This window comes from Sphingomonas endophytica (assembly GCF_014199415.1).
Classification (GTDB): domain Bacteria; phylum Pseudomonadota; class Alphaproteobacteria; order Sphingomonadales; family Sphingomonadaceae; genus Sphingomonas; species Sphingomonas endophytica.
Genome location: NZ_JACIJN010000006.1, coordinates 202,920 through 228,234, shown reverse-complemented (window position 1 = coordinate 228,234; position 25,315 = coordinate 202,920). Strand labels below are relative to the sequence as shown.

Below are 25,315 nucleotides of genomic sequence, written 5' to 3'. Positions count from 1 at the left end.
GCCTGCGCGTAAATCGGTGCACCAGCTCAAACTCCCTGCCGTATCATGAACACGGCCGCTCGTTCCGGCGGCAGCCTCGCACGCGGCGCCTTCTAGCCGCGTGCTTCTGCCGCGCGCAAGCGCGTAACGGCCGGCAGGTGGCTCAGCGCGACGCGTCGGCCTTGATGCGCGCGGTCGTCCCCGGGTCGATCCACACCCCGGTGCCGCCGGCGAGATAGGCGCCCTTGGCGGGCAGTCGCGCGATCCCGGCGGCGATGTCGGCGCGATCCGCCAGCATTCGCGGCGTGCCCGGCCGTCGTCCGAAGCGCGCGCAGCGATTGTCCTTCAGCACGACATCGGCGGCGTTGGACACCGCGATGCAGCCCTGGTCCACGCCGTCGATCTGGTTGTCGCGGATCAGCAGCCCGGCGTTGAGCGGTCCGGGCGCGAGCGGCGCCTGGCCGCCCGGACCGTTGCCGGCCAGCTCGCCGAAGACGGTGATCGCCGCCCAGACGCGGCCGGGGCGCGTGTCCTGCCCGGTGTCGGCGACGCGATTGCCGGCGACCACGACGTTGTAGGCGCCCGCGCCTTCCTTCCATGCCGCGCTGGTGAGCAGGCGGATCGCATTATAGCGCAACCCGGAGAACTGATTGTCCTGGATGAGCCCGTTGGGCGCCTGCGCCAGCACGCCGTGGCAGATGCAATCGGCCATGCGGTTGCCGACGATCGCATAGCGTTCCGACAGCAGGTCCATGTTGCGTGCGTACCGGATCTCGCCGGACGGCACGGGGGTCGTGAACATGGTCCGCATCCGCCCGGCCGGATCGCGCGGGCTGCGCGACGCGACCTCGGCGGTGCCCACCAGTTGCAGACCGGCATCGAAGAAGGCGAGCCGTGCGCCCGGATAGACGCGCGCGGTCGCGCCCGAGAGCGTCACGCTGGCCCCGCCGGGGTCGCGGCTGGCGTCGATGATCGGGCTGGCGATGTTGATCGCATCGTCGCCGGTGCCGATGAAGTCGCTGTCCTCGACGAGCAGGTCGCCGCCCGCCGCGGTGACGTGGAAGCCGTCATAGGCGATCGCGCTGCCGCCCGCGCCGCCGAGCTTCGCGCCGACGATCGCAAGCCCGCGGCCCATCAGATCGGCGACGATTCCGCCCCCCGCGGAATCGCGCACGGTGACGTGATCGAGCGTGATGTCGTGCGAGACCGGCTTGTCGCCGGGATCGCCGATGCGGATCGCGCCGCCCTTGTACCAGCTCAGCTTCACCTGCACCGGCGTGCCGGGCGCGAAATCGCCGAGCCCGCCCGGCAGCCCGCCGTCGCGGCCCAGCGACTTGCCCTGCTTGCCGAGCAACATGCGTGCGCCCGCCGGACCGGCGGCCGAGACCTGATAGACCGGCGCGCCGGCGTCGGGCGCCGCGCCGGCGAAGGCGAGCCGCCCACCGTCGACGCGCGCCTTCACCACCGGCGGGCGGGCATAGCCGACCGACAGCCCGCGCAGCTTCACCCGTGCGGCATTGGAGATCAGGATGCCGTCGCCCCATTGCGCGAACACCAGCTGCGCGCCCGGTCCGTCGATCAGCACGTCGCTGAGTCCGTCGAGCGCGATCCCCGGCGGGCCGCCCGCGATCGGCCAGGTGCCGGCTGCCAGCCGCAGCGTTCCGCCGCCCGCCGCGCGCAGCCGCGCCAGCGCCGCGGCGATCGCGGGGCCGTTGTCGCCGGGCGTCGGGTCGAGCGAGATCACCGGCCGTCCGTCGAGGCGCGGGGCGAGCACCGTCAGCGTGACAGGGCGACCGTCCGCCCCGGTCCAGCTGCGCCGCAAGCCGTCGCCGCTGGCGGGCGACTGCCGCGCGGCGGTGGCGAGCGCCGACCAGTCGGCGGTGGCGCTTTGCGAGGGCGCGGGGGCGCAGCACGTCGCGATCAGCACGGCCGACGCGGCGGCGAAGCGGGGCGAGCGGCTCATGCGCCGAGCGACCGTTGGGCGAGTGTCGCAGTGCGCGAGCGGGGCTTGAGCAAACGGATCAACGGACCCTCCACGAAGAACCACGTGAGTGCCGAGCCGGCGACAGCAGCTACGGTCAACACGATCAATAGCATATCGGCCGGCACTTGCGCCATCGTCCCGCGCTTCAATAATGTACCTGAAATCAACGTGAAGAACGGATGAACAAGGTAGATAGTATAGGAAGCGGTGCCGAGAAATCCGAGCAGCCGTAACAGCGGCGTGGTCAGCCGAACCGGGATCAGGACTGCGCCTACGACCAGCAATGCTCCCGGAATACCCCAGCACAGCACGCGCCACGTCATCGGATCTGGCAGGAACACCGAGCCGATCAGCCCGGCGACGCCGAGCGCGATCAGCAGCCGCCCCGCACGCGGTGCGACCCGGCCGGCGACGAACCGCGCCAGCAGCACGCCGGCGATGAACTCGAGCAGCAGCGGCGAGGCGAGCGTGTCGGAAGCGACGGCCTCCGGTCCCGCAACCAGCAGGCTGGCGCCGGCGACGATGCCGAGCCCGGCGATCGCCCACGGCCAGATCCGGCGACCGCCCGCGACCGCGATGACGATCGTGCAGATCGCGTAGAAATACATCTCGAACGTCAGCGTCCAGCCCACGTCGAGGATCGGATGGTAGCTCAGCGCGCCGTCGATCGTCGTCTTTGGCCACGGGACCAGCAGGAACGACGCGACCACCAGCCCCGGCGTGACGTTGAGTCCCTTCAGGCCGATGCCGACCGCCCAAAGCAACAGCAGGAGGCCGGTGAAGACCCAATAGGGTGGCAGCACGCGCAACAGCCGTCGCCAAGCGAAGGTTCGCGCATGGCCCGCCCCGGCCGCGAGATTGCGCGCGGCATGAGCGATCACCAGCCCGCTGATGCAGAAGAACACGTCGACGCCGCCGGCTCCGACTTCCGCGAGGCGGGCGAAGGTCGCGATCGCCGAATGGCCCGGATGATAGCTGGTGACGACCCAGCACATATGATGGAAGACGACCATCATCGCAGCGAAGCCGCGCAGGATCTGGACGCCTTCAAACGTCTGCGACGCTTTCGCCTTGCCCGTGTGCAGGCCATCGTCGGACATCGACGCCGCCGGTTCGTTCATCGCTGCTTCCTTGGCCATCCATGTGCGCTGCCGACCATGTTCGAGCGGCACGCTGATCGCGTCCGGTTGCATCGATGGTGCAGTGCACCTATCATGCCCGCGAACCGGCGGACCATGCAAGGGATAGTAGATGGCACTCGTAGCCGGAGGACAGGTGCCATCGGCACGCCGACCCCGCGAGCAGCGACCGGCGTTCGTCCCTTATTCCAGCCGGGCCCGCGCGTTCGGCGGCATGTTCGCCATCCATTTCCTCTTGGCCGGGGCGCTCGCGTTCGGCGCGGTCGTGGCACCGTCCGCGGCGTGGGCCTATGGCGCGCTCGCCCTGTTCGCATCGATGTGCTTCGGCCTGCTGCGCACCTCGCCCGCGACCTTCCTGCTGTTCGTTCCGCTGCTGGCGCTGCGCATCACGGAGTTCATGTCGGGAGGCGCCATCGAGAGCGGCGCCTATATGATCGAGACGATGATCACCGGGACGGCGACCGGCGCGTTCACGCGGCTGTTGCTGATCTACCTGCTGTTCTTCTTGACGGCCACGTTCGTGGTCGAGGCGTCGTGGCCGCGCCTCAAGGTGCTGTTCCGCGAGGCCCCCGCGCGCTGGGAGCCGCAGGGCCGGCTGATCGCGATGGCGCTGATGGTCGTGATGACCTTCGGTTCGCTGTATCTGATCCGGCTGGGGATCAACAACGGCTTCCCGCTGATCTCGCACATCGACCGCTTCCAGTATCTCGAGCGGGTCGACTCGCCGATCTATTCGGCCTGGATGTCCAACCGGCTGGTGATGGTGCCGTTCATGGGGGTGCTGTTCGCGGTCCCGCGGTACCGCCTGCAGGGCGGCTTGCTGCTGGTCTGGCTGCTGGCGACGTCGATCCTGTTCGGTGAGAAATTCACCTCGCTGCTGATGATCCTCAGCATCTTCTCGATTCCGGCGGGGCTCGCGCATATCGCCAACGACCGGCCGATCCCGACCGGCATCATCGGCGGCGTCGCGCTTGCCGTGGTGGTGGTGACGGTGCCCGCGGTGCTGATCGCTTATGGCGCGCTCAACGATTTCGATGGTGCGGCCAAGCGGTATGGCGAGCGCGTCGCGTTGCAAGGGCAGCTCTGGTACGTGGCCGACTGGAAATACCTCGCCGCCGCGCGTCTCGACGATCGCGCGATCGCGTCGGACATGGCGTCATGGGTCAAGCCGGGCGAGCAGGACGCGACCAAGGCCGGCACCCGCTTCGGCCTCTATTACGTCATGCAGCCGTTCACGCCGTCGCGCACGATGGGCTGGACGATGGAAGCCGGCGGCGGCTTCGTGTTTTCGCTCTATCCCTATTTCCTCATGGCGATGGGCATCATCGGCCTGCTGGTGATGTCGTCGATCATCGCAATCTTCCACGCATGGATCATGCGGATGCTGGCGCAATGTCTGGCGCAGGCGAACTGGATCGCCTCCGTGCTGTTCGGTCGCGTCCTTAGCTCGATCTATGCCGGCTATTCGACGGGATACATGTGGAATTTCTTCGGCATCAAGTCACTGCTGACGATCGCCGTGGCCTTGTTCCTGACGTGGGAGGGGCAGCGCCGTAACAGCCGCGTGCGCCAGATGACGCAGGCGCTCGCACGACGGCGCTGAAGCGCCAGCGGAATATAGGTCATCGTCGGCAGCCGGCGGCAGCACGTACTGCGGCCGAATAGTAAACTTGCCGTCAACCTCACCCATTAACTTGGTCGTGGGGCGTGTTTGATATCGGGGGATATCAGGCATGGGTGGGAAGTATTCGGCATGTTGAGCTCGGTATATAACGCTTTCAGCGTTGACGATTACCTGAAGGATCAGGCGTGGGCCGGTGGTCGGCTCGACGCGATCCAGTTGCACGGCGGCACCGCGGGCTGGAAGGACTGGCTGTCGTCGGTGCAATGGCAGGCCGACATGTTCGCCAATCAGGACGTCTCGATCATGTGGTCGATCCCGCTGATCCCGTACGGCGCTAAGCTGGGCGACGCGGGCGCGGGCAAGTATGACGCCAATTTCCTCGCCATGGCCAAGCAGCTGGTCTCGTCGTCGACAGGTGACGACAAGATCTATGTCCGGCTCGGCTGGGAATTCAACGGCAAGGGATGGAATTCCTCGTCGGCGGTCGGCGAGCCGGAGAATTATGCGGCGGCGTTCCGCAAGTTCGTCGACGCCGCGCGCTCGGTCTCCGACAAGTTCGTCTTCGAATGGTGTCCGGGGCTGGACGTCTGGGACATGAATCCCGAGGCCGCCTATCCCGGCGACAAGTATGTCGACGTGATCGGCGTCGACATGTACTATAATACTGCGTGGCACGACAAGGATCCGGTCAAGGCGTTCGACTGGTTCATCAAGCAGCCTTATGGCCTGCAGTGGCAGCAGGACTTCGCCGCCGCGCACGGCAAGCAGACCGCGATGGGCGAATGGGGCATCAACACCGATTCCCCCGCGTTCGTGAAGCTGGCCATGCAGTGGATGGCCGATCATGACATGGTCTATCAGAATTACTGGGATTCCAATGCGGCGTTCCCCGGCGAGCTGAGCAAGGGCCAGTACAAGCAGGCGGCCGCCGAATTCCTGTCGATGATCGATCAGGTGGCGAAGCCGAGCGACGCGGTGACGCGCGTATCGGCGGTCGACGCCAACCTGCGTGCCGGCGAAGTCGCGCTGACGCTGACCGGCAGCGCGATCAAGGGCGCGGGCAATGCCGACCATAATGTCATCACCGGCAATGCCATGGACAACGACCTGTTCGGCGGCGCGGGCAACGACAAGATGTATGGCGGCGCGGGCAACGACCGCCTCGACGGCGGCACCGGCGCGGACACGCTGGTCGGCGGGACCGGCAACGACACCTATATCGTCGACAATGTCGGCGACAAGGTCGTCGAGCGCGCGGGCGAGGGGATCGACACCGTCTATGCCAAGATCGACTATACGCTGAGCGACCATGTCGAGAATCTGTATCTGGTGACCGGCGCGACCAAGGGCACCGGCAACGCGCTCGACAACAGCATCTACGGCACCGGCGCGGGCGACGTGCTGAGCGGGCTGGACGGCGACGACACGCTGCACGGCTATGCCGGCGACGACGCGCTGTTCGGCGGCAACGGCAATGACAGATTGTTCGGCAACGAGGGCAATGATTACCTCGACGGCGGCGCAGGCGCGGACATCATGGACGGCGGGATCGGCAACGACACCTATGTCGTCGACGATGCCGGCGATGTGGTCCGCGAATATGCCGGGGGCGGCGTCGACACCGTGTACAGCTCGATCGACTATACGCTGACCGCGAACGTCGAGCATCTGTACCTGACCGGCAACGCGCGCGTCGGCACGGGCAATGCGCTGAACAACGGGCTGAACGGGAGCGCCGGCAACGACGTCCTGCACGGCATGGGCGGCGACGATTATATCTGGGGCAACGACGGCGACGACCAGCTGTTCGGCGACCAGGGCAACGACTGGCTGTACGGCGGCGCGGGCAACGACCGGCTCGATGGCGGTACCGGCGCCGACGTGATGGAGGGCGGTGCCGGCGACGATCTTTACATCGTCGACAATGCCGGCGACGTAGTGATCGAGCGCGCCGGTCCCGGCAGCGGCTATGACACCGTCCACAGCCTGGTGAACTATACGCTGACCGCCAATGTCGAGGCATTGTACCTCGTCAACAATGCGCGGGTCGGCACCGGCAACGCGCTCGACAACGCCCTTTACGGCACCAACTTCAACGACACCCTGTCGGGGCTGGACGGCAATGACGTGCTCAAGGGCTACGCCGGCGACGACACGTTGCTGGGCGGTGCGGGCGACGACACGCTCTATGGCCATGAGGGCAACGATTACCTCGACGGCGGCACCGGCGCGGACATCATGGACGGCGGCATCGGCGACGACACCTATGTCGTCGACAACGTCGGTGACCGCGTGATCGAATGGTATCTCAACGGGCAGGGCGGCAACGACACCGTGCTGGCGTCGATCGACTATACACTGGGCGCCAATGTCGAGAATCTGACGCTGACCGGCAATGCGATCAACGCGACCGGCAACGCGCTCGACAACGTCATCCGCGGCAATGCCAAGGACAACGTCATCACCGGCGGCGCGGGCAACGACACGCTGTACGGCGGCGCCGGCGCGGACCGCTTCGTCTTCGCGGCCGGCTCGGGCAAGGACGTGATCGGCGACTTCGGGAAGGGCGACCGGATCGACCTCGAGGCCTATCACTTCACCACCGCGCCGAGCGTCAGCAACGTCCATGGCGGCGCGCTGATCGATCTGGGCGGTGGCGACACGATCCTCGTCGCGGGCGTGACCGCCGACCATCTGGCGTTCACCGGCGGCGGCTTCGGCTTCATCTGAGCCGCCCGATCACCCGCGCGGGGGTCAAGAACCGTCCTCCGCGCGGGTAGTTCCCACCCTTGCACACAGCGTCGAAAAGCGTCCCGAACTCGGGCAACGTTAATAATAACGCTTTCTTGTCTATATCATAGCGGCTCTCCATTCGTGATCGCGCAAGTTGCGTAGACAGGGGTGTTGAGATGCAGACGATGGGAAAAATCGCCGCGGCGGCGATGGCCGTGGCGGCCGTGCCGGCCGCGGCGGCGCCGACCACGGTAACGGTGACGGGTACGGTGATGAACGGCTACGACCCGGTCGGGACGTTCGGGACCGCCGGCGCGGATCTAGCCGGCAAGGCGTTCAGCGCGATCTTCACGGTCGAGAGCAAGCCCGACAGCACGCTGACCAGCACCGCGACCTCGGCCTATTTGTACGGCCGCGGGGCGGCGTCGCCGGTCAGCGCGGCGCTGACGATCGGATCGGGCACCTATAATTTCGCCGGGTCGTTCAGCGGCACCGCCCGCGCCTCCGATGCGGCGGGCAAGGGCGGCACCGACATGATCTATTACATGGCGGAGGACACCGATCTGTCGCTGCTGCCGCCGGACAATACGTTGTTCTACGTGTTCTTCGATTCGCTGAGCAATCTGCTGAGCCGGCCCGACTACACCGCGTTCGACACGGTCCGCCCGGGGCCGGCGGATGCCGGGCAGGGGCAGGCGCGGATCGCGAACTACGATCCGGCGACCGGCAAGTTCGGCCAGTCGACGATCGCCAATCTGTCGATCGACACGATCCGCGCCGACGTCGCCTCGCCGGTGCCGGAGCCGGCGACCTGGGCGATGATGGTCGCCGGTTTCGCGATGGCCGGGGTCGCGCTGCGCCGCCGCCGCGTGGACGCGCGGGTACGCTTCGCCTAACATGCCGTTCGCGACGCGCTGACGCGCGTGGCCGGCCCGCTTCCCCGTCTCGCCCGCTCCGGTATCATGCCGGCGCGGCGGAACGGGGGAGCGGGCCGGTTCGCTGTCGGAGGGGTCGGTTCAGGGGAGAGTGTGCGTGCGGTTGTTCGTCTTCGGGCTGGGCTATGCGGCGCGCGCCATCGCTGCGGCGGCGGGCACACCGCTGCTGGCAACCACGCGCGACGGACGCGACGCGACGATCCGCTTCGACGACGAGGCCGCGGTGCGCGCCGGGTTGGCGGCGAGCACGCATGTGCTGTCGTCGGTGCCGCCCGATGACGTCGGCGACCCGGTGCTGCGCCATTATGCGGACGCGCTGGCGGGGCGCTGGCTGGGGTATCTCTCCTCGACCGGGGTCTATGGCGACACCGGCGGGGCATGGGTGGACGAGGACGCGCCCGCCGATCGCGGCCGGCGGCCGCTGCGCAACGTCGCCGACGCCGGCTGGGTCGCGGCCGGGGCGCGGGTCTTTCGCCTGCCCGGCATCTACGGCGCGGGGCGCTCGCCACTCGACCGGGTGGCGAAGGGCGAGGCGCATCGCACCGGCATCGCCGGGCAGGTGTTCAGCCGCGTTCATGTCGCGGATCTGGCGCGGGGCGTGATCGCCGGGTTCGACGCGCCGGCGGGGGTCTACAACCTCGCCGACGATCTGCCCGCGCCGCAGGACGAGGTCGTCGCCTATGCCGCGCAGCTGCTCGGGCTCGCGCCGCCGCCGATCGTGCCGGTCGAGCAATTGTCACCAGCGGCGCGCGGCTTCCATGCCGAGAACCGCCGGGTGGCGAACGGTAAGGCGAAGCGGGTGCTGAACTGGCACCCCCGCTACCCCGATTACCGCGCCGGCCTGCGCGCGCTGAGCGCCACCACCAGCCCGACCGCGGCCAGCCCCGCCCCCGCCACCGCGAGCGGCGTCCAGCGATAGCCCTCGAACACCGTCGACAGCAGCATCGCGATGACCGGGACGATCACGCCGTTATAGGCGGCCTTGGCCGGGCCGATCGTGCGGATGATGCGGAAGTACAAGGTGAAGGCGAGCGCCGAGGCAATGATGCCGAGGTACAGCACGCCCGCGACATAGCCGGGACGCCCGTCGAACACCGGCGCGCCGGTGGTGACCCATGCCCAGCCGGCATCGATCGCCGCGCCGATCAGCATCGCGGTGGCGAGCGTCGGGACCATCGGATAGCGCGTCGCGGTCTTGGTCGCCTGCATGACATTGGCGGTCGAGGCCGAAAGGATCGCGCAGAGCGTGAAGGCGATGCCGATCAGCGATTCGGTCGGGCCGCCGGGATCGCTGCGCGCTTCCTTGATGAAGAGCAGCGCCACCCCGCTCATTGCAATCGCCGACCCGACCAGCAATTGCCGCCCGAGCCGCTGCCCGAGGAAGATGCGCGCGAACAGCGCGTTGGGGACGAGCAGCAGCGCGAAGATCACCGCCACCAGCCCGGAGGTGATATGCTCCTCGGCGCGATAGACGAAGTTGAAGTTGAGCACGAACTGGAACACGCCGAGCAAGCCGGCGAAGCGCCAGAAGCCGGGTTGCGTGAAGAGCGCGCGGGTGCCGGGGGCACCCTGCCATGCCGCAACCCCGGCGAGCGTGAGTCCGGCGACGAGGAAGCGGTAGCTGACCGACCAGCTGGCGGGCACCGCGACCGCGCCGCCGTGGAGCTGGTCGCGGATCACGATCCAGGTCGAGCCCCAGATCAGCACGACCAGCGCGAACGGCACCAGCACCGCGGCGCGCGTGCTGTTGGGGGGATCGGCGGGGCTCATCCGAGTGCGGCAATCGCGTCGGCGAGCGGGCGGATGTCCTCGGCGCGCTGGTTCCAGCTGACCACCAGCCGCGCCTCGCCGACGCCCCAGTCGTAGAAGTCGAACCCGGCGGCGCGCAGCGACGCGGCCTCGTCGGCAGTGACGCGGAGGAACACCTCGTTCGCCTCGACCGGATGGAGCAGCCGCGCCCCCGCGGCCTGCGCGAGCAGCGCCGCGCCGGCATTGGCGCCGCGCGCGCACGCCAGCCATATGTCGTCGTCGAGCATCGCGAGCAATTGCGCGGCGAGATAGCGACCCTTGGACAACAGATGCCCGGCGCGCTTGCGGCGGTAGAGCGTCGCGTCGGCGAGCGCGTGGTCGAAGAATACCAGCGCCTCGGCGTTCATCCCGCCGTTCTTGACGAAGCCGAAGCTGAGCGCATCGGCCCCGCCGCGCCAGGTCAGATCGGCGGGCGACGCGCCAGTCGAGACCACCGCATTGGCGAAGCGCGCGCCGTCGATATGGAAGCCGAGCTTGCGCTCCTTCGCCAGCGCACCGAGCGCGGCGACCTCGGCCGGAGTGTAAACCCGGCCATATTCCGTGGCATTGGTGATCGACAGCGCGTGCGGGCGCTGCTGGTGGACGTCGTAGCGCTGGCGATCGAGCACCGCCGCGGCGGTCGCGGGGGTCAGCTTCGCGCCCTCGCCCTCGGCGAGCAGCAGCTTGGCGCCATGCGTGTAGAATTCGGGCGCGCCGCATTCGTCGTTCTGGATATGCGCCTCGCGGTGACAGACCACCGAGCCGTGCGGCGGGCACAAGGCGGCGAGCGCGAGGCAGTTGGCTGCGGTGCCGCTCGGCACCCACAGCACGCGCACCGCAGTCTCGAAGAGCGCCGAGAAGCGTTCGTCGAGCGCCTTCGACCAGCGATCGCCGTCATAGGCGGTGTCGAGCGAGTCGGCCGCGGCGATCGCGCGCAGCACGGCGGGGTGAACCGGGGCGGCATTGTCGGAAAAGAAGCGCATGATCCGTGCCTTCGGGCAGGCACGCGGGCGGGTCAATATGCTTGCGGTGAGGCAATGACACGCGATGGCTCAGGCCATGAAGATGGAGAAATGGCTGAAGTCATGATGCTAATCTGCCGCCTAGATCCTTTCTCAGGGCTAAGCCGGAAGTCCCTCAACGGCGACGGCGATATCAAGACATAAGGATGTCTTTATATCCGCCTTGACACCGCGGCCGTGATCGTGTCCAAGCGGCGCGTCGAGGTTCCCCATCCCAGGCGTGGCGATGGGGCTAAGACGGGAAGCCGGTGCTGCCCCCAGGGGCAAAGTCCGGCGCTGCCCCCGCAACTGTAAGCGGCGAGCGGCGGCTCCAATTCGTGTCACTGGGCGCTCGCGAGGCGCCCGGGAAGGCCGGAGCCACCGCGTCGACCCGTGAGCCAGGAGACCTGCCTCCGACGCGATAACGTTCCTCGGACGGGGGTTCCTCCGGCGGATCGCGCTTGACGCACGGTGCGTGGCCGCGGCCATTTGCGCCGGATCACGCCCGGCGCGCTCTTCCCTGACCCCTGTCCGTACAAGCAGGTGAGTCATGACGAATAGCGGCTTCACGTTCACGATCAGCAGCATCGCCTTCGACGAGGATTACCGTCCCGCCGACAATACGCGGATCACTACCAATTTCGCGAACCTGGCGCGCGGGGAGAGCCGCCAGGAGAATTTGCGCAAGACGCTGGCGATGATCGATCATCGTTTCAACGCGCTGATGCATTGGGACAATCCGGCGGGCGACCGCTACACGGTCGCGCTCAGCATCATCTCGGCAGCGCTGCGGATCGGGGCGGAGGCCGCCGACGACGCCTTTCCGCTGATCGAGATCCTGCACACCCAGGTGGTCGACCGGCAGAAGGGCACGCGTACCGACGGGATGGTCGGCAACAATTTCTCTTCGTACATCCGCGACTATGATTTCAGCGTCGTGATGCCGGAACATATCCGACGCCACGGCGCGAGCGGGCTGCCCGAGCATTTCGGCGATCTGCACGGCAATCTGTTCAAGCATTTCCTGCAATCGCGCGCTTATCGCGACCAGTTCACCAAGCCGCCAGTGATCTGCCTGAGCGTATCGAGCAAGCAGGTCTATCACCGCACCGCTAATGCGCATCCGATCCTCGGCGTCGAATATCGCAACGACGATTTCTCGGCCACCGATGGTTATTTCGCCAAGATGGGGATGAAGGTGCGCTACTTCATGCCGCCACACAGCGTCGCGCCGCTGGCCTTCTATCATGTCGGCGATCTGGTCGGCGACTATACCAATCTCGAACTCGCCAGCACGATCAGCACGATGGAGACGTTCCAGAAGATCTACCGGCCCGAAATCTACAACGCCAATTCGGTCGCTGCCGAGCATTACCGGCCGAGCCTGAACTATCAGGACTATTCGCTGACCCGCATCGTCTACGACCGCGAGGAACGCAGCCGGCTCGCGGTCGAGCAGGGCCGCTTCGCCGAAGAACAATTCATCAAGCCGCACGGGGCCGCGCTCGCGCGCTGGTCCGCGAGCTGTGGCCTGTGATCCCGACGCTTGCCAGAAAGGTATCGAACATGACGCTGTTGCCGACGACGACCGCAGGCAGCCTGCCCAAACCCGGCTGGCTCGCGCAGCCTGAGACCTTGTGGTCGCCATGGAAGTTGGAGGGGGCGGAACTGGCGAGCGGCAAGCGCGACGCGCTGCGGCTGGCGGTCGACGACCAGCGGCAGGCCGGGATCACGATCGTCGGCGACGGCGAGCAGACCCGCCAGCATTTCGTCACGACCTTCGTCGAGCATCTGAGCGGGGTGGATTTCGCCAGGCGCGAGGTGGTCCGGATCCGCAACCGCTATGACGCCAGCGTGCCGACCGTCACCGGCGCGGTGTCGCGCCCGGCGCCGGTGTTCGTCGAGGACGCCAGATTTTTGCGCGCGCAGACCGACCAGCCGATCAAATGGACGCTGCCGGGGCCGATGACGATGATCGACACGCTTTACGACGACCATTACCGCAGCCGCGAGAAGCTGGCGTGGGAGTTCGCGTGCCTCTTGAACGAGGAAGCGCGCGAGCTGGAGGCGGCGGGGGTCGATATCATCCAGTTCGACGAACCGGCGTTCAACGTCTTCTTCGACGAGGCGAACGACTGGGGGATCAAGACGCTGGAACGCGCGGCCGAGGGGCTGACCGCCGAGACTGCGGTCCACATCTGCTATGGCTACGGGATCAAGGCCAATACCGACTGGAAGAAGACGCTCGGCTCGGAATGGCGGCAATATGAGCAGACCTTTCCCAATCTGCAGGTGTCGACGATCGATATCATCTCGCTGGAATGTCAGAATTCGCGCGTGCCGATGGAGCTGATCGAGCTGGTGCGGGGCAAGAAGGTGATGGTCGGCGCGATCGACGTGGCGACCGATGCGGTCGAAACGCCGGAGCAGGTCGCCGACACGTTGCGCAAGGCGCTGGCGTTCGTCGATGCCGACAAGCTGCTGCCCGCGACCAATTGCGGGATGGCGCCGCTGGCGCGCGACGTCGCCCGTGGCAAGCTGCACGCGCTGGCGGCGGGCGCGGCGCTGGTCCGCGCGGAATTGACCGGCTGAGCGCTGCGGGCGGCCGCCGGCCCGCGGCCGCCCCTGACCAGCGATCCGTCCGCAGGCGCATTGCCTGTCTGGTTGCAGTCGGTCGCTGTGCCGTAACGACGGTGCTTGCCCGCGCGCCGGCTTGGTCGTTACGGGCGAGGCCCGCTCCCGCGAGCCGTCGCATATCCGCCGATCCTTGCTTCTGCCGCGGGCCGGCGCCGGATCGCGTTGCCCTCGAACCACGGCGTCACGAGCAGATGTGGAACGGCCAGAGCGGCGATGCCGGCGAAGAGCCCGCGAACCCCGCTGGTATCGAAGCGCAGCAGCAACGCGACGACCAGCGCGGCGAGCAGTATCGCGCCACCGAACACCGGCGCAACCGCGCGCAGGTAGGAAGTGGTGTCGGCGAACCCCAGGCGATCGCGCCGCTCCGTCGTCTGCGGCAGCGCGTGGAGGATCAGAAAGCCGAGGGTGAAACCGATCAGCGGCGGCATCAGCAGCAACGCCGCCACGCCGCCGGCCAGATGCCGGTCACGCCGCTGCCACGCCAGCGCCAGCAGCACGGCGCCGGCCGCGCCGCCCGCCATCGCGACGAACGGGGTATAGCTCGGCAAGGTCGATGAGGCGCCACCTGCCGTGCGCAAGAGAACGGCGTAGGCGGGCGCGTAGAAGGTGGCCGGCCCGGCGACGAGCACCACCCCGCGCGCGATGCGTTCGATCGGCTGATCCCCGGCGCCATCCTCGATGCCGAAGTGGACGGCCGAGGCGACGAGAAAGGCGGGCAGGGCCACCGCCGGATCCATGGTCCACCAAAGCAGCGTCGTGACGGAGACGAGAGCGTAGACGATCAGGAACATGCGCCGCCGGGCCGGTGCCACGACGGCCAGATCACCCGCACCATGCGCCATGCCGACCACCCCGATCCCCAGGATCGCGAACGCCAGTTGCACCGGCAAGGGGGCGAAGGCGGCCGCAACCGCCCCCGCGATCAACAAGGCGATGCCGCGGGTCACGCCTGCCGGCTGTGATGGTGCAACGCCGTCTCGAGGTTGCTGGCCGCGTAGAAGGCGTAAGCGACCTTGGCGACGATATCCATGATCAGGATCGCCCAGACCGACATCGGATCGGTGATGATCTTCAGCCCCTCCGGCCCGATCAGGAAGACGATCGGGTACAGGAACCAGATTACGGTCAGGAAGGTGACGTTCTTGCCATAAGCGGAACCCAGCGCACCGCCCCGTTCGGCCGCCATCGCCCGGAGCGGCCCCCAGAGAAGATACAGGACGCCGACAAAAGCGACACACGACCACAGATACCAGACCCATTTCACCAGCGGCACCTCGGCGAGCGACGACACCAGCCCGGTCACGATCATCAGCACGTCGAGGACGATGATGGCGGTGAGATAGCCGCCGACCTCTCCGGTCTTTCCGCGTTCGTGAAAGGCGAGCAGCACGAGGCTGGACAGCAGGATCGGCGTCGTCACCGTCCAGTCCGCATAACGCGCCAGATAGGTCGCCGCGCCGTCGCCGTTTACGAGCGTGCCGATGCCGAAGGCCATCACGAGATAGGCCGTCGCCGCGATGAACGGCACGGCGGCATGCAGAAGCGTGTGATGATGCGACGGGGGGGTCTTTTTGCCGGTCGCGTAGATCGCGAGCGACGCGAGTGACATGACCGTAAATCCGATCATGAAGGCAGTTTGGTCCATAGCGACATCCCTCCTCGGGAATGACCGCATCGCCACACCCACGGCCGCTAACGCAGATCAGCGGCGATCGTGCCGGAAACAGTATGTTAAATACGCGCAATGTAGCGCGAGGTCTGGTTGGCCCGTTGCGCAGTCCGATCGGCTCGGAGAAAGGGCGGTGGCATTGACGGCGCTCTGCTTCATGCCAAAAGTTGGGACCGCTTGAGCGCAGGGCGCGGCCAATGTGTCGGATGTGGCAATGCTTCGCGCCGAGCTTCCGCAATCGGCCGGTTCGAGACGGTTCGTTGCGCCTTGATCGATCGACTTGGGGATGAATGCTGAGGCATCCGGCACCTCGCGCCGGGCGGGTGCGAAAGTCGCTCTATCCGGTCAGGCCAGGGGAGACCTTAAAACGACCGGATAGAGCAGACTTGCATGGTGGGCGTGGCAAGGATTGAACTTGCGACCCCTGCGATGTCAACACAGTGCTCTACCACTGAGCTACACGCCCTCCGTAGGGGTGCGCCTCTAACGACTGGGTCGGAAGCGCGCAAGCGGCTTTTTACGCTTTTGTTGCCGGGCGTGTCAGATCAGCTCGTTCGCGGTGCCGGTATCGAAGAGCCGGTCGACCTCGAGCACCAGATCGCGGAGATGGAACGGCTTGGACAGGACACGCGCCTGCGGCATCGCATTGCCGGCCTTCAGCGTGACCGCCGCGAACCCGGTGATGAACATCACGCGCATCCCCGGCGCAAGCTCCTGCGCCTTTTGCGCCAGCTCGATCCCGTCCATCTCGGGCATGACGATATCGGTGAGCAGCAGGTCGAAGCGCTCGCTTTCCAGCAGCGGCAGCGCGGCGGTGCCGCGATCGACCGATGTGACGTGATAGCCCGACCGCTCCAGCGCGCGCCCGAGATACTCGCGCATCACCGCATCGTCTTCGGCGAGAAGAATCCGTATCATCGCAACCACAACTCCCATTCGCGCTATAATATGCCCCAGGGACGTTGATTTTTCCACCAGCGGACATGGTGAACGGCTGACCCACGACGACACGTTGCAGCGGCGCGGCGGCTTCCATAGGGTAGGCAGGAATGACGCGCTCTTTCTGCATGTTCGGCGAAATGCTGCCCGAGAGTCCGGTGGTGCTGTCGGTGCCGCATGCAGGGCGCGACTATCCCGCAACGCTGCGCATGGCACTGCGCGCGCCGCTGGCGAGCCTCGCCGCGCTGGAGGATCGCCACGTCGATGCGATTGCGCTGGCGGCGCGCGGGCGGGAGACGCTGCTGCTCCAGACGCTGCCGCGCGCCTGGATCGACCTCAACCGTGCCGAGCATGAGCGCGACCCACTGATCGACGAGGGCGCGTGCCGCGGCGCCGGCGCGTCGGCGAAGGTGCGCGCAGGGATCGGGCTGGTGCCGCGGCGGACCGCGGCGGCGGGAGAATTGTGGCGCTGCCGGCTGAGCGCGGCGGAAGTGGAGGCGCGGATCGCCGCGGATCACCGGCCGTATCACGAGACGCTGGCGCAGGTGCTGGCGGCGGCGCGGGAGCGCTTCGGCTGTGCGGTGTTGCTCGACGTCCATTCGATGCCGCCGATCGCCGGGGGCCGCGCGCGGGTGGTGATCGGCGACCGGTTCGGGCGCGCGGCGGGCGCGCGGTTCGTCGCGCGGGTCGAGGAGGCGCTGGGGCGCCAGGGGCTGCACCATATGCTCAACACGCCTTATGCCGGCGGGCACATCCTCGATCGCCATGCCGCGCCGCAGATCGGCGTGCATGCGATCCAGCTGGAAATCGACCGCGCGCTTTATCTCGACCGACGGCTGGATCAGCCGGGCGCGGGAGCGGCGGCGACAGCGCGGATGCTTCGCGCGGTGATCGACGCGCTGACCGAGCAGGCGCTGGCCGACGGCGCGGTCGCCCCGCCGATCGCCGATGCCGCCGAATAGGTCAGGCGCAGAAAAAAACCACCGGATGCACGCACCCGGTGGCCAAGGTTCAGGGAGGAGACACGCCGAAGCGTGTCATACGGGCCCGCGAAAGGGGGGACACGAGCGCCGTACATGCTTAACTTAGGGGCCCTGCTTTTGGTTGCAAGAGGCGGGCCGCAAAAGGTTGGAAGCGTGCGACGAATTGCCCGGCAAGCCTAGCGCGCGCCGCGCGGGAGCATCCGCAGCAGGATCGAATCGCGCAGGATCAGATGGTGGCGCAGCGCAGCGGCGATGTGGAGCACGACCAGCGCGAGCATCGTCCAGCCGAGGATCTCATGCACCTCGTGACCCGCGCTTGCCCCGGTCGACCCGACCGGAAGATAGGGCAGATCGGTGATTCCGAACCAGCTGAGCGGACGGCGGCCCTCGGGCCCGGAGACCATCGCCCAGCCCGACAGCGGCATCAGCAGCAACAGCGCATACAGCACCCAGTGCGTCGCATGCGCGACGCCGCGCTCCCAGGCGGGGGTGAAGGCGGGCAGCGGCGGTGGGCGGTGCAGCAGCCGCCACGCTACCCGCAGCACGGTGAGCGCGAGGACCGTGATGCCGATCGCCTTGTGTCCCGGCATCCACGCCCGGAGCGCGGGAACCGCGTCGTGACCGACCCCGACGATCAGATTGACGATCACGAGCAACGCGATCGTCCAGTGGAAGGCGATGGCCACCCCGGAATACCGCTCGTTCATAGGCAGTCGGGTGGCCATCGCTTTCCCTTTCGTCAGGCGTTGAGCTGCGGCTGCGGCATCTTGCCCAACTTGACCTGCCGCGCGAAGATCTCGCGCATCAGCGCCAGCGAGAAAAGGTGCGCATAGAGCAGCGGGAGCATCCCCGACTGCGAGATCTTGCGCAACTGGTCGCCGCGCAGCTCGGACAGCTTCTTTTCGTCGATCATCTGGAAGCCACGATACACGAACGGCTGCTCGATCCCGTCCTGCTGGATGGTGACCTCACCCTCCATGAGCAGGTCGAGTTCCTTGATCTCCTTCATGAACTGACCGGTGCGCGCGGCGGCCTGCTCGAAGTTTTCGTTGAACTTCAGGATGTTCTGAGTCAGCTCCGACGGCTGGCCATCGGTGAACAGCGCATCGCCCTCGTCGAACGCGCCGATCGTCGGCGACGACGGGTCGAAGCACAGCGACAGCTCGTCGGCGTCCGGGCGCAGGCGGGCCAGCATGTACGGGTAGCGGCGGATATAGGCGGGGACGTAGATCGTCTCGTCGATCAGCCGGCCTTCTTCGGAGATGAAGACGTTGACGCCCTCGTTCAGGCCCATCAGCGCGATCGGGATCGCATCCTCGCCCGAGGAGAAGACGATCGGCATATGCCGTTGGATCAGCGGAAATTCCTCGACCGTGACGGGGATCGCATGCTGGTTGACCAGGAACGGCGCGGTGTCGGACGGCTTCACCTTGAAGTTGGCGTGAACCTCGCTCGAAAGCGGTTCGAGGCCGTTGTAGAAGAGCGGAAGTTGCGGCGCGCTGGCCATGGGAATCTCCAGAACGGACGGTATCGTGTGCATTCGCGCAAGGGGACGTCACGTCCTGCCGTCCCCCCGGACCGCGCCGGTGCTATTGAATGGGCGCGTCGGGCGCAAGCGTGACGAGCTTTCCGGGGTTGAACAGCTCGTCGGGATCGAAGGCGCGCTTGATCGCGCGCAACGCCCACAACCGGGCCGGCGGGCCGAGCCGTTCCAGCTCGCGGCGCTTCATCTGCCCTATGCCGTGTTCGGCCGAGATCGACCCGCCGGCCGCGACGACGAGGTCATGGACGAAGGCGGAGACGACCGGCACCTGCTCGGCGTACCAATGCGCGGGATCGGTGCAGGGCGCGGCGCGGACGTGGAAATGGACGTTGCCGTCGCCGAGATGCCCGAACCCCGACGCGCGCGTGCCGGGGAAGCGCGCGTCGCACGCCGCCGCCGCCTCGACCATGAAGCGCGGCATCGCCTCTACGGGCACCGAGATGTCGTGCTGCGCGGCCGGGCCGGTGGCGCGCTCGGCGTCGGAGATCGACTCGCGGATCCGCCAGAACGCCTTGGCCTGCGCCTCGCTGGCGGCGAGCGTCGCGTCGGCGGCGACGCCGTCCGCGAACGCGGCGGCGAGCACGCGCTCGACCAGCGCGGCCGGATCGTCGTCGGGGGTGTCGGCGGTGACTTCGAGCAGGACGTGCCACGGATGGTCGCCCGTCAGCGGCGAGCGGGTGCCGGGGATGTGGGTGAGCACCGCGCCGAGCGATTCGGCGGGGAGCAGCTCGAAGCTCTCCAGCGCCGGTGTCGCGCGCTGGAAGCGGCGCAGCAGCGTCAGCGCCGCGGCGGGCGAGGCGATACCGACCCACGCCGCGCAGCGCGCCGCGACCGCGGGCACCAGTCGCAAGGTCGCGGCGGTGACGACGCCGAGCGTGCCCTCCGCGCCGACCAGCAACTGGTCGAGATCGTAACCGCGATTGTCCTTTTTCAGCGCGGACAGGCCGTCGTACAGCGAGCCGTCGGGCAGCACCGCCTCGACCCCGGCGACCAAAGCGCGCATCGTCCCGAAGCGAAGCACCTGCGTGCCGCCGGCGTTGGTCGACACCAGCCCGCCGACCGTCGCGACGCCCTTCGCGCCCAGCGAGAGCGGGAAGCGGCGGCGCTGCGCGAGCGCGGCGGCATGGAGATCGGACAGGATCACTCCCGCCTCGGCGACCGCCAGCCCGGCGTCGGGATCGAGCGCGCGGAGGCGGCTGAGCCGGCGCAGCGACAGGATCGCGGCGCGGCCGTCGCCGGGCGGGGTCGCGCCGCCGACCATCGAGCTGTTGCCGCCCTGCGGGACCAACGGCACGCGCTCCTCGCGCGCGATGTCGACGATCGCCTGCACCTCTGCGACCGAGGCGGGGGCGAGCAGCAACGTCGCCGCGCCGTGGAAGCGCCTTCGCCAGTCGGTGAGCAGCGGCGCGATCGTGTCGGGATCGGTGACGATCGTGCGTGGCGCCACCAAGGGCGCGAGGCGGTCGGCGAGGCGGCGAAGCGCAGCAGCGGGGTCGGTGGCGTGGGTCATGCGATTTCTCTTGGCTGGCGCGCGATGTGCGTCCAATTCATCAGGTGTTCAACCGGCGATGGTCAGTGCTGCTGCCCCAAGATGACCTTGCGTGACTCGTCCATCCTGCTGCTCGCATCGGCGGCGCCTTTCGTGCTGTCGGCGAGCCCGCCGCAGCTCGACGGCGTCGAATATGCGCAGCTGACGATCCACGAACGGCTCATCATCCGTGTGCCGCGTGTCTCGCCTGCGCCGATGCGCGCGCGCGGCGCGCCGCCGGTCCCGCAGGTGCGCTGGGACGAGAAGAAGGGGCCGGAATGCGTGGCGATGAATGCGCTGACCGGGGCGGCGGTGGAGCGCGAGGGCGAGGTCGATCTGGTGGTGGTCGGCGCGCGCCGCATCCGCGCCAAGCTGGACGACGACTGCCCGACGCTGGATTTCTATCGCGGTTTCTATCTGAAGCCGACCGCCGACGGGCAATTGTGCGCGCGCCGCGACGGCATCCGCTCGCGCTCCGGCGCCTATTGCGCGGTGACCCGCTTCCGCGCGCTGGTCCCGCGCAAGGTGAAGAAATAGGCCGCTCCAGGGCGGTGAAGGCGCAAAATCCTTGACTTTGCGGCGTGGATCGGGAAGCGCGGGGAGCGATGGGAACCGCCACGCCGCGCCGCCCGACAGCCCGGACATCCGCATGAGCTTTGCCGACCTCGGCCTTTCTGACGAACTCCTTCGCGCCGTCGGCGACACCGGCTATACCGAGCCGACGCCGATCCAGGCGAGCGCGATTCCGCCGGTGTTGATGATGCGCGACATCATCGGCATCGCGCAGACGGGCACCGGCAAGACCGCCAGCTTCGTGCTGCCGATGATCGACATCCTGGCGCAGGGCCGCAGCCGCGCGCGGATGCCGCGCAGCCTGATCCTGGAGCCGACGCGCGAACTGGCCGCGCAGGTCGCCGAGAATTTCGAGACCTACGGCAAGTACCACAAGCTGAGCATGGCGCTGCTGATTGGCGGCGTGCAGATGGGCGATCAGGTCAAGGCGCTGGAAAAGGGCGTCGACGTGCTGATCGCGACGCCCGGTCGCCTGATGGACCTGTTCGGGCGCGGCAAGATCCTGCTGACCGGCTGTTCGATGCTGGTGATCGACGAGGCCGACCGGATGCTCGACATGGGGTTCATCCCCGATATCGAGGAAATCTGCACCAAGCTGCCCGCGCAGCGCCAGACGTTGCTGTTCAGCGCGACGATGCCCGCGCCGATCAAGAAGCTGGCCGACCGCTTCCTGAACAACCCCAAGACGATCGAGGTGGCGCGCCCGGCGTCGACCAACATCAACATCACCCAATGGGTGGTGCCGGTGAAGGGCCCGTCGTTCGAGAAGCGCAAGGCGCTGCGCGCGCTGCTGGGGCAGGAGGAGGTGCGCACCGCGATCATCTTCTGCAACCGCAAGACGACGGTGCGCGAGCTGAACAAGAGCCTGCGCGAACACGGGTTTTCCAGCGGTGAGATCCACGGCGACATGGACCAGCCGGCGCGCGTCGCCGAGCTGGAGCGCTTCAAGAAGGGCGACGTCAACATCCTGGTCGCCAGCGACGTCGCGGCGCGCGGGCTGGATGTGAAGGGCGTGAGCCACGTCTTCAACTATGACGCGCCGTGGCATCCCGACGATTACGTCCACCGCATCGGGCGCACCGGGCGCGGCGGTGCGACCGGGGTCGCCTATACGTTCGTCGGGCCCGACGACGCCGAGAATATCGACAATATCGAGAAACTGACCGGGCAGAAGATCGCGCGGATCGCCGAGGTGCCCGCTGCGTCCGAGCGCACCGAGGAAGCGCCGCGCCGCGAGCGGAGCGGGCGGCGGCGCGAGCGGGTCGTTGAAGAGGCCCCGCGCGTCGAGGCGCGCGAGGAAGCGCCGCGCGCCCAGCCCCGCGAGGAAGCACCGCGACGCGAGCGGACACGGCGCGATCGCGACGAGCGGCCGCGCGGCGGGCGTGAGCGCGAGCGCGCGCCGGTGGTGGTTGAGGCAGCCGATGACGGCGGCTGGAACGGGCCGGTGCCGGACTTCCTGAACGTCGGGCTGCGCTACTGACGAGCGCCGTTCGTCGGGTTGACCGGCGGCGGTGGTTCGTGGCAGGGACGCCCCTGTCGCGGGTATAGTACAATGGTAGTACAGCAGCCTTCCAAGCTGAATACACGGGTTCGATTCCCGTTACCCGCTCCAATTTCCCGCTTCTTTGCTACCGCGTCGTTCGAACGAAGCGATGCGGGTGATGCCATCCTTCGATAGCGGTCACGCGGCGGCAGGCGTCGTGCCGCATCGCACGAGGATGACGCAATGAACAAGCAACGGACGGACGAACTGCTGGCGCTCTTGCAGGTCGAGGCGCAGCATCGGCAGCGGATCGACAGCATCTGGACGCAATTCAAGGACGCCATGCTGGCGACCCATGCCTTCATCTTCGCCGTGCTCGGCGCATTGATCGCCGGCCCGGAGCTCAGCGCCGATCAACGCAAGATGGTGGTGTTCGTCACCATCCTGGGGGAATTCCTCGTCCTGTTCCTCGCTCGCCTCGACGTCGAGAAATCGGCGGCCGAGGTGCAAGCAGATTATATCGCGGATTATCGTGCGATAACCGGGACCCACCCGCCGCGTCCGCTTTACAGCCGAGCCCTCAAGATGCGCAGGGTGCCGCGGCGCACGGCAGGCGACACGCTGCTTCCGATCGAAGCCGAGGTGGAAAGCGCTTGACAGCGTCACGCTGTTTGAGTACAAAAAGAGAACATCGAGATGGTGTGAACGGGCCGGGCGGCTCGGGGTCGTGGGCCCCGGTCGCGCCGGCCCGTTTGCGTTGCGATGCGGGTGGCAGCGGGCGGGAGGGTGCGGATGGGTGAGGTGGCGGGAGCCGATGGCGCGTCGGTGGCCAGTGCAGCGATTGCAGGCGCGGCGAAGCCGTCGCAGCGGTGGTCGCGCGAGGATCGGCAGACCTTCTTCGATCATTTCGCGATCAGCGGCGATGTCGCGAAGGCGGCGGCGGCCGCGGGGAAGACGGCGCGGTCGGCCTATGCGCTGCGCCGCCGGAGCACGAGCTTCGGCGAGCAATGGCGGCTGGCGCTGGACGATGCCTATGAGCGGATGGAGGCGGCATTGGTGCGGCAGGTGCTGGGCGATACCGACACCAAGCTGGACGTGTCGGCCGCGTTGCTGCTGCTCGGGCGGCGACCGCCGGCGGTGATCGACGTGGCGACGACGCCGCGCAAGGTCGCCGATCGCAACAGCCCGCGGGCGAAGGCGGAGCGCGAGTTGCTGCAGCGGTTGCAGGCGATGTCGAAGCGATCGCGCGCGAAGGCCGCCGAGTGAGCGGCGCGGATCATGGCGGTATCCGCGGGATACGATGGCTGCTGGAACTTGGTGAGGCCGAGCAACAGCAGGTGCTGTCGTCGCTGAGCCCCGAGGCGATGATCGAGCTGAAACAGCATTGGCCGTTGTGGGCGCATGAGGGACAATTGCCGCCGCCGGGCGACTGGCGGGTGTGGTTGATGCAGGCCGGGCGCGGTTTCGGGAAGACGCGCGCCGGCGCGCAATGGGTCGGCGCGATGGCGCGCGCGGTGCCCGGCGCGCGCATCGCGCTGGTCGGTGCGACGATCGAGGATGCGCGCAAGGTGATGGTCGCCGGGCCGAGCGGGGTCGTCGCGGTGGCGCGCGACGACGATGCGGTGGTGTGGCGACCGTCCAGCGGCGAGGTGCGGTTCGGCAATGGTGCGGTCGCGACGCTCTATTCGGCGGCGGCGCCCGAGAAATTGCGCGGGCCTGAGCATCATTTCGCCTGGGCCGACGAACTGGCGAAATGGAGCCACGCCTCGACGTGGGACAATCTGACCATGGGGTTGCGGCTAGGCGCGCTGCCGCGCGTGCTGGTGACGACGACGCCGCGCCCGACCGCGTTGATGCGGCGGGTGCGCGCCGGGGCGGGGACGGTGCTGACGCGCGGGAGCACGCGCGACAACGTCCACCTGCCCGACGCCTTCGTCGCGGCGATGGAGGCGAGCTATGGCGGGACGCGGCTGGGGCGGCAGGAGCTGGACGGCGAACTGATCGAGGAGGTGGCGGGGGCGCTGTGGCCGCGCGCGCTGCTCGAGCGGCAGCGCGTGCGCGCGGTGCCCGAGCTGGCGCGGGTGGTCGTCGGGGTCGATCCGCCGGCCGGGGTCGGCGGCGATGCGTGCGGGATCGTCGCGGCGGGGCTGGGGCGTGACGGGCACGGCTATGTGCTGGAGGACGCGAGCGTGACGGGCGCGAGCCCCGAGCGCTGGGCCAGTGCGGTCGCGGCGTGTGCAGCGCGGGTGTCGGCGGAGCGTGTGGTCGCGGAGGCGAATCAGGGCGGGGCGATGGTCGAGCAGGTGCTGCGTGCGGCGCAGGCGTCGCTGCCGATCCGGCTGGTCCATGCGACGCGCGGCAAGGCGGCACGCGCCGAGCCGGTCGCGGCGCTCTATGAACGCGGGCGGGTGTGGCATGCGCGGGCGTTCCCGGCGCTGGAGGACGAGCTGGCCGGGCTGGTCGCGGGCGGCGGGTATGAGGGGCCGGGTCGCTCGCCGGATCGGGCGGATGCGTGCGTCTGGGCACTGACCGCGCTGATGCTGGACAAGCAGGGCGAGGTGCGGGTGAGGGCGGTTTAGCTGGCGCGCACGTCCTTTCGTCATTGCGAGCGTAGCGCGGCAATCCAGAGTCGGATCAGGACGCCCTGGATTGCCGCGCTACGCTCGCAATGACGGCGGAGTGGCGGGCGACGATGGCGCTCCACAAGGTGCTTCGAGACGATGATCGGGTCGGATCGTCCCCCGGACGATCCTGAACATGACTGGGGCATATTCACC

At 68.0% G+C, this 25,315-nt stretch carries 22 protein-coding genes, 2 tRNA genes and 1 riboswitch; of the genes, 13 read left to right on the top strand and 11 right to left on the bottom strand.

Annotated features, from left to right (window positions below):
• Positions 1-142: 142 nt before the first annotated feature.
• Together FHS97_RS10865 and FHS97_RS10860 are read right to left on the bottom strand one after the other, a co-directional pair.
• Positions 143-1,942 (bottom strand): hypothetical protein, encoded by a 1,800-nt coding sequence (locus tag FHS97_RS10865; RefSeq protein WP_184037107.1) that lies wholly within the window; start codon positions 1,940-1,942, stop codon positions 143-145.
• Entirely contained in the window at positions 1,939-3,156 is a 1,218-nt protein-coding gene (locus FHS97_RS10860; RefSeq protein ID WP_184037104.1) for an acyltransferase family protein, read from the bottom strand. Before FHS97_RS10860 ends, FHS97_RS10865 begins: the two co-directional genes overlap by 4 nt.
• A gap of 58 nt (positions 3,157-3,214) precedes the next feature.
• On the opposite strand from FHS97_RS10860, the gene FHS97_RS10855 reads away from it, so the two are divergent.
• The 4 genes from FHS97_RS10855 (at position 3,215) to FHS97_RS10840 (ending at position 9,313) form a co-directional block, all read left to right on the top strand.
• Positions 3,215-4,705 carry a DUF6418 domain-containing protein gene (locus FHS97_RS10855; protein WP_184037100.1) on the top strand — a complete coding sequence of 497 codons (1,491 nt, stop codon included), beginning with the start codon at positions 3,215-3,217 and terminating at the stop codon, positions 4,703-4,705.
• Positions 4,706-4,855: 150 nt separating this feature from the next.
• The gene (locus FHS97_RS10850) at positions 4,856-7,456 is read left to right on the top strand and encodes a glycosyl hydrolase (RefSeq protein ID WP_246346597.1); all 2,601 of its coding nucleotides are present in this window, start codon (positions 4,856-4,858) and stop codon (positions 7,454-7,456) included.
• Between the two features lie 188 nt (positions 7,457-7,644).
• Positions 7,645-8,355: a PEPxxWA-CTERM sorting domain-containing protein gene (locus FHS97_RS17490; RefSeq protein ID WP_246346596.1), complete on the top strand. Its 711-nt coding sequence runs from the start codon at positions 7,645-7,647 to the stop codon at positions 8,353-8,355.
• A 136-nt stretch (positions 8,356-8,491) separates the two neighbouring features.
• Positions 8,492-9,313 (top strand): Rossmann-fold NAD(P)-binding domain-containing protein, encoded by an 822-nt coding sequence (locus tag FHS97_RS10840; protein ID WP_184037097.1) that lies wholly within the window; start codon positions 8,492-8,494, stop codon positions 9,311-9,313.
• Here the strand turns inward: FHS97_RS10840 and FHS97_RS10835 are convergent.
• Both FHS97_RS10835 and FHS97_RS10830 read right to left on the bottom strand, forming a co-directional pair.
• The gene (locus FHS97_RS10835; protein ID WP_184037095.1) at positions 9,223-10,164 is read right to left on the bottom strand and encodes a DMT family transporter; all 942 of its coding nucleotides are present in this window, start codon (positions 10,162-10,164) and stop codon (positions 9,223-9,225) included. The two genes, FHS97_RS10840 and FHS97_RS10835, sit on opposite strands and share 91 nt — an antisense overlap.
• Positions 10,161-11,165, bottom strand: coding sequence for a threonine aldolase family protein (locus tag FHS97_RS10830; RefSeq protein WP_184037091.1), 1,005 nt, complete (start codon positions 11,163-11,165; stop codon positions 10,161-10,163). The genes FHS97_RS10835 and FHS97_RS10830 overlap by 4 nt, the downstream gene beginning before the upstream one ends.
• Positions 11,166-11,390: 225 nt before the next feature.
• A riboswitch (cobalamin riboswitch) is annotated at positions 11,391-11,612 on the top strand.
• 121 nt (positions 11,613-11,733) lie between these two features.
• On the opposite strand from FHS97_RS10830, the gene FHS97_RS10825 reads away from it, so the two are divergent.
• A complete protein-coding gene (locus tag FHS97_RS10825; protein ID WP_184037087.1) occupies positions 11,734-12,720 on the top strand; it encodes a DUF1852 domain-containing protein in 987 nt (328 codons plus the stop codon).
• Positions 12,721-12,749: 29 nt separating this feature from the next.
• Entirely contained in the window at positions 12,750-13,775 is a 1,026-nt protein-coding gene (locus FHS97_RS10820) for a methionine synthase (protein ID WP_184037083.1), read from the top strand.
• Positions 13,776-13,903: 128 nt separating this feature from the next.
• Here FHS97_RS10820 and FHS97_RS10815 read toward each other — a convergent pair whose 3' ends face one another.
• The 4 genes from FHS97_RS10815 to cpdR all read right to left on the bottom strand — a co-directional run bounded on the left by FHS97_RS10815 (position 13,904) and on the right by cpdR (position 16,407).
• A complete protein-coding gene (locus FHS97_RS10815) occupies positions 13,904-14,767 on the bottom strand; it encodes a Brp/Blh family beta-carotene 15,15'-dioxygenase (protein WP_343053428.1) in 864 nt (287 codons plus the stop codon).
• Positions 14,764-15,465 carry a bacteriorhodopsin gene (locus FHS97_RS10810; RefSeq protein ID WP_184037080.1) on the bottom strand — a complete coding sequence of 234 codons (702 nt, stop codon included), beginning with the start codon at positions 15,463-15,465 and terminating at the stop codon, positions 14,764-14,766. Before FHS97_RS10810 ends, FHS97_RS10815 begins: the two co-directional genes overlap by 4 nt.
• Positions 15,466-15,880: 415 nt before the next feature.
• Positions 15,881-15,955 (bottom strand) — tRNA-Val (locus tag FHS97_RS10805).
• Positions 15,956-16,029: 74 nt separating this feature from the next.
• The gene (gene cpdR, locus FHS97_RS10800; protein ID WP_028967597.1) at positions 16,030-16,407 is read right to left on the bottom strand and encodes a cell cycle two-component system response regulator CpdR; all 378 of its coding nucleotides are present in this window, start codon (positions 16,405-16,407) and stop codon (positions 16,030-16,032) included.
• A 131-nt stretch (positions 16,408-16,538) separates the two neighbouring features.
• Here cpdR and FHS97_RS10795 point away from each other — a divergent pair, with 131 nt between their 5' ends.
• Positions 16,539-17,390: an N-formylglutamate amidohydrolase gene (locus tag FHS97_RS10795; protein WP_184037066.1), complete on the top strand. Its 852-nt coding sequence runs from the start codon at positions 16,539-16,541 to the stop codon at positions 17,388-17,390.
• Positions 17,391-17,587: 197 nt separating this feature from the next.
• Here FHS97_RS10795 and FHS97_RS10790 read toward each other — a convergent pair whose 3' ends face one another.
• The 3 genes from FHS97_RS10790 to FHS97_RS10780 all read right to left on the bottom strand — a co-directional run bounded on the left by FHS97_RS10790 (position 17,588) and on the right by FHS97_RS10780 (position 20,464).
• Complete coding sequence (locus FHS97_RS10790) at positions 17,588-18,118, bottom strand: cytochrome b (RefSeq protein ID WP_425506308.1); 531 nt, start codon at positions 18,116-18,118, stop codon at positions 17,588-17,590.
• A gap of 32 nt (positions 18,119-18,150) precedes the next feature.
• Positions 18,151-18,918, bottom strand: coding sequence for a SapC family protein (locus FHS97_RS10785; protein WP_184037060.1), 768 nt, complete (start codon positions 18,916-18,918; stop codon positions 18,151-18,153).
• Positions 18,919-19,000: 82 nt separating this feature from the next.
• Positions 19,001-20,464, bottom strand: coding sequence for an FAD-binding oxidoreductase (locus FHS97_RS10780; protein ID WP_184037057.1), 1,464 nt, complete (start codon positions 20,462-20,464; stop codon positions 19,001-19,003).
• Between the two features lie 81 nt (positions 20,465-20,545).
• Between FHS97_RS10780 and FHS97_RS10775 the strand changes: the two genes are divergently transcribed.
• From FHS97_RS10775 to FHS97_RS10750, 6 genes are all read left to right on the top strand, one after another.
• The gene (locus tag FHS97_RS10775; RefSeq protein WP_184037054.1) at positions 20,546-21,019 is read left to right on the top strand and encodes a hypothetical protein; all 474 of its coding nucleotides are present in this window, start codon (positions 20,546-20,548) and stop codon (positions 21,017-21,019) included.
• Between the two features lie 112 nt (positions 21,020-21,131).
• Positions 21,132-22,535, top strand: a complete 1,404-nt coding sequence (locus tag FHS97_RS10770) for a DEAD/DEAH box helicase (RefSeq protein WP_184037050.1) — start codon at positions 21,132-21,134, stop codon at positions 22,533-22,535.
• Positions 22,536-22,593: 58 nt separating this feature from the next.
• Positions 22,594-22,667: transfer RNA gene (locus tag FHS97_RS10765), tRNA-Gly, on the top strand.
• 114 nt (positions 22,668-22,781) lie between these two features.
• Complete coding sequence (locus tag FHS97_RS10760) at positions 22,782-23,195, top strand: hypothetical protein (RefSeq protein ID WP_184037048.1); 414 nt, start codon at positions 22,782-22,784, stop codon at positions 23,193-23,195.
• A gap of 135 nt (positions 23,196-23,330) precedes the next feature.
• Positions 23,331-23,804, top strand: a complete 474-nt coding sequence (locus FHS97_RS10755) for a hypothetical protein (protein WP_184037045.1) — start codon at positions 23,331-23,333, stop codon at positions 23,802-23,804.
• Positions 23,801-25,117, top strand: coding sequence for a DNA-packaging protein (locus FHS97_RS10750; protein WP_425506307.1), 1,317 nt, complete (start codon positions 23,801-23,803; stop codon positions 25,115-25,117). The genes FHS97_RS10755 and FHS97_RS10750 overlap by 4 nt, the downstream gene beginning before the upstream one ends.
• The last annotated feature ends 198 nt before the right edge of the window (positions 25,118-25,315 follow it).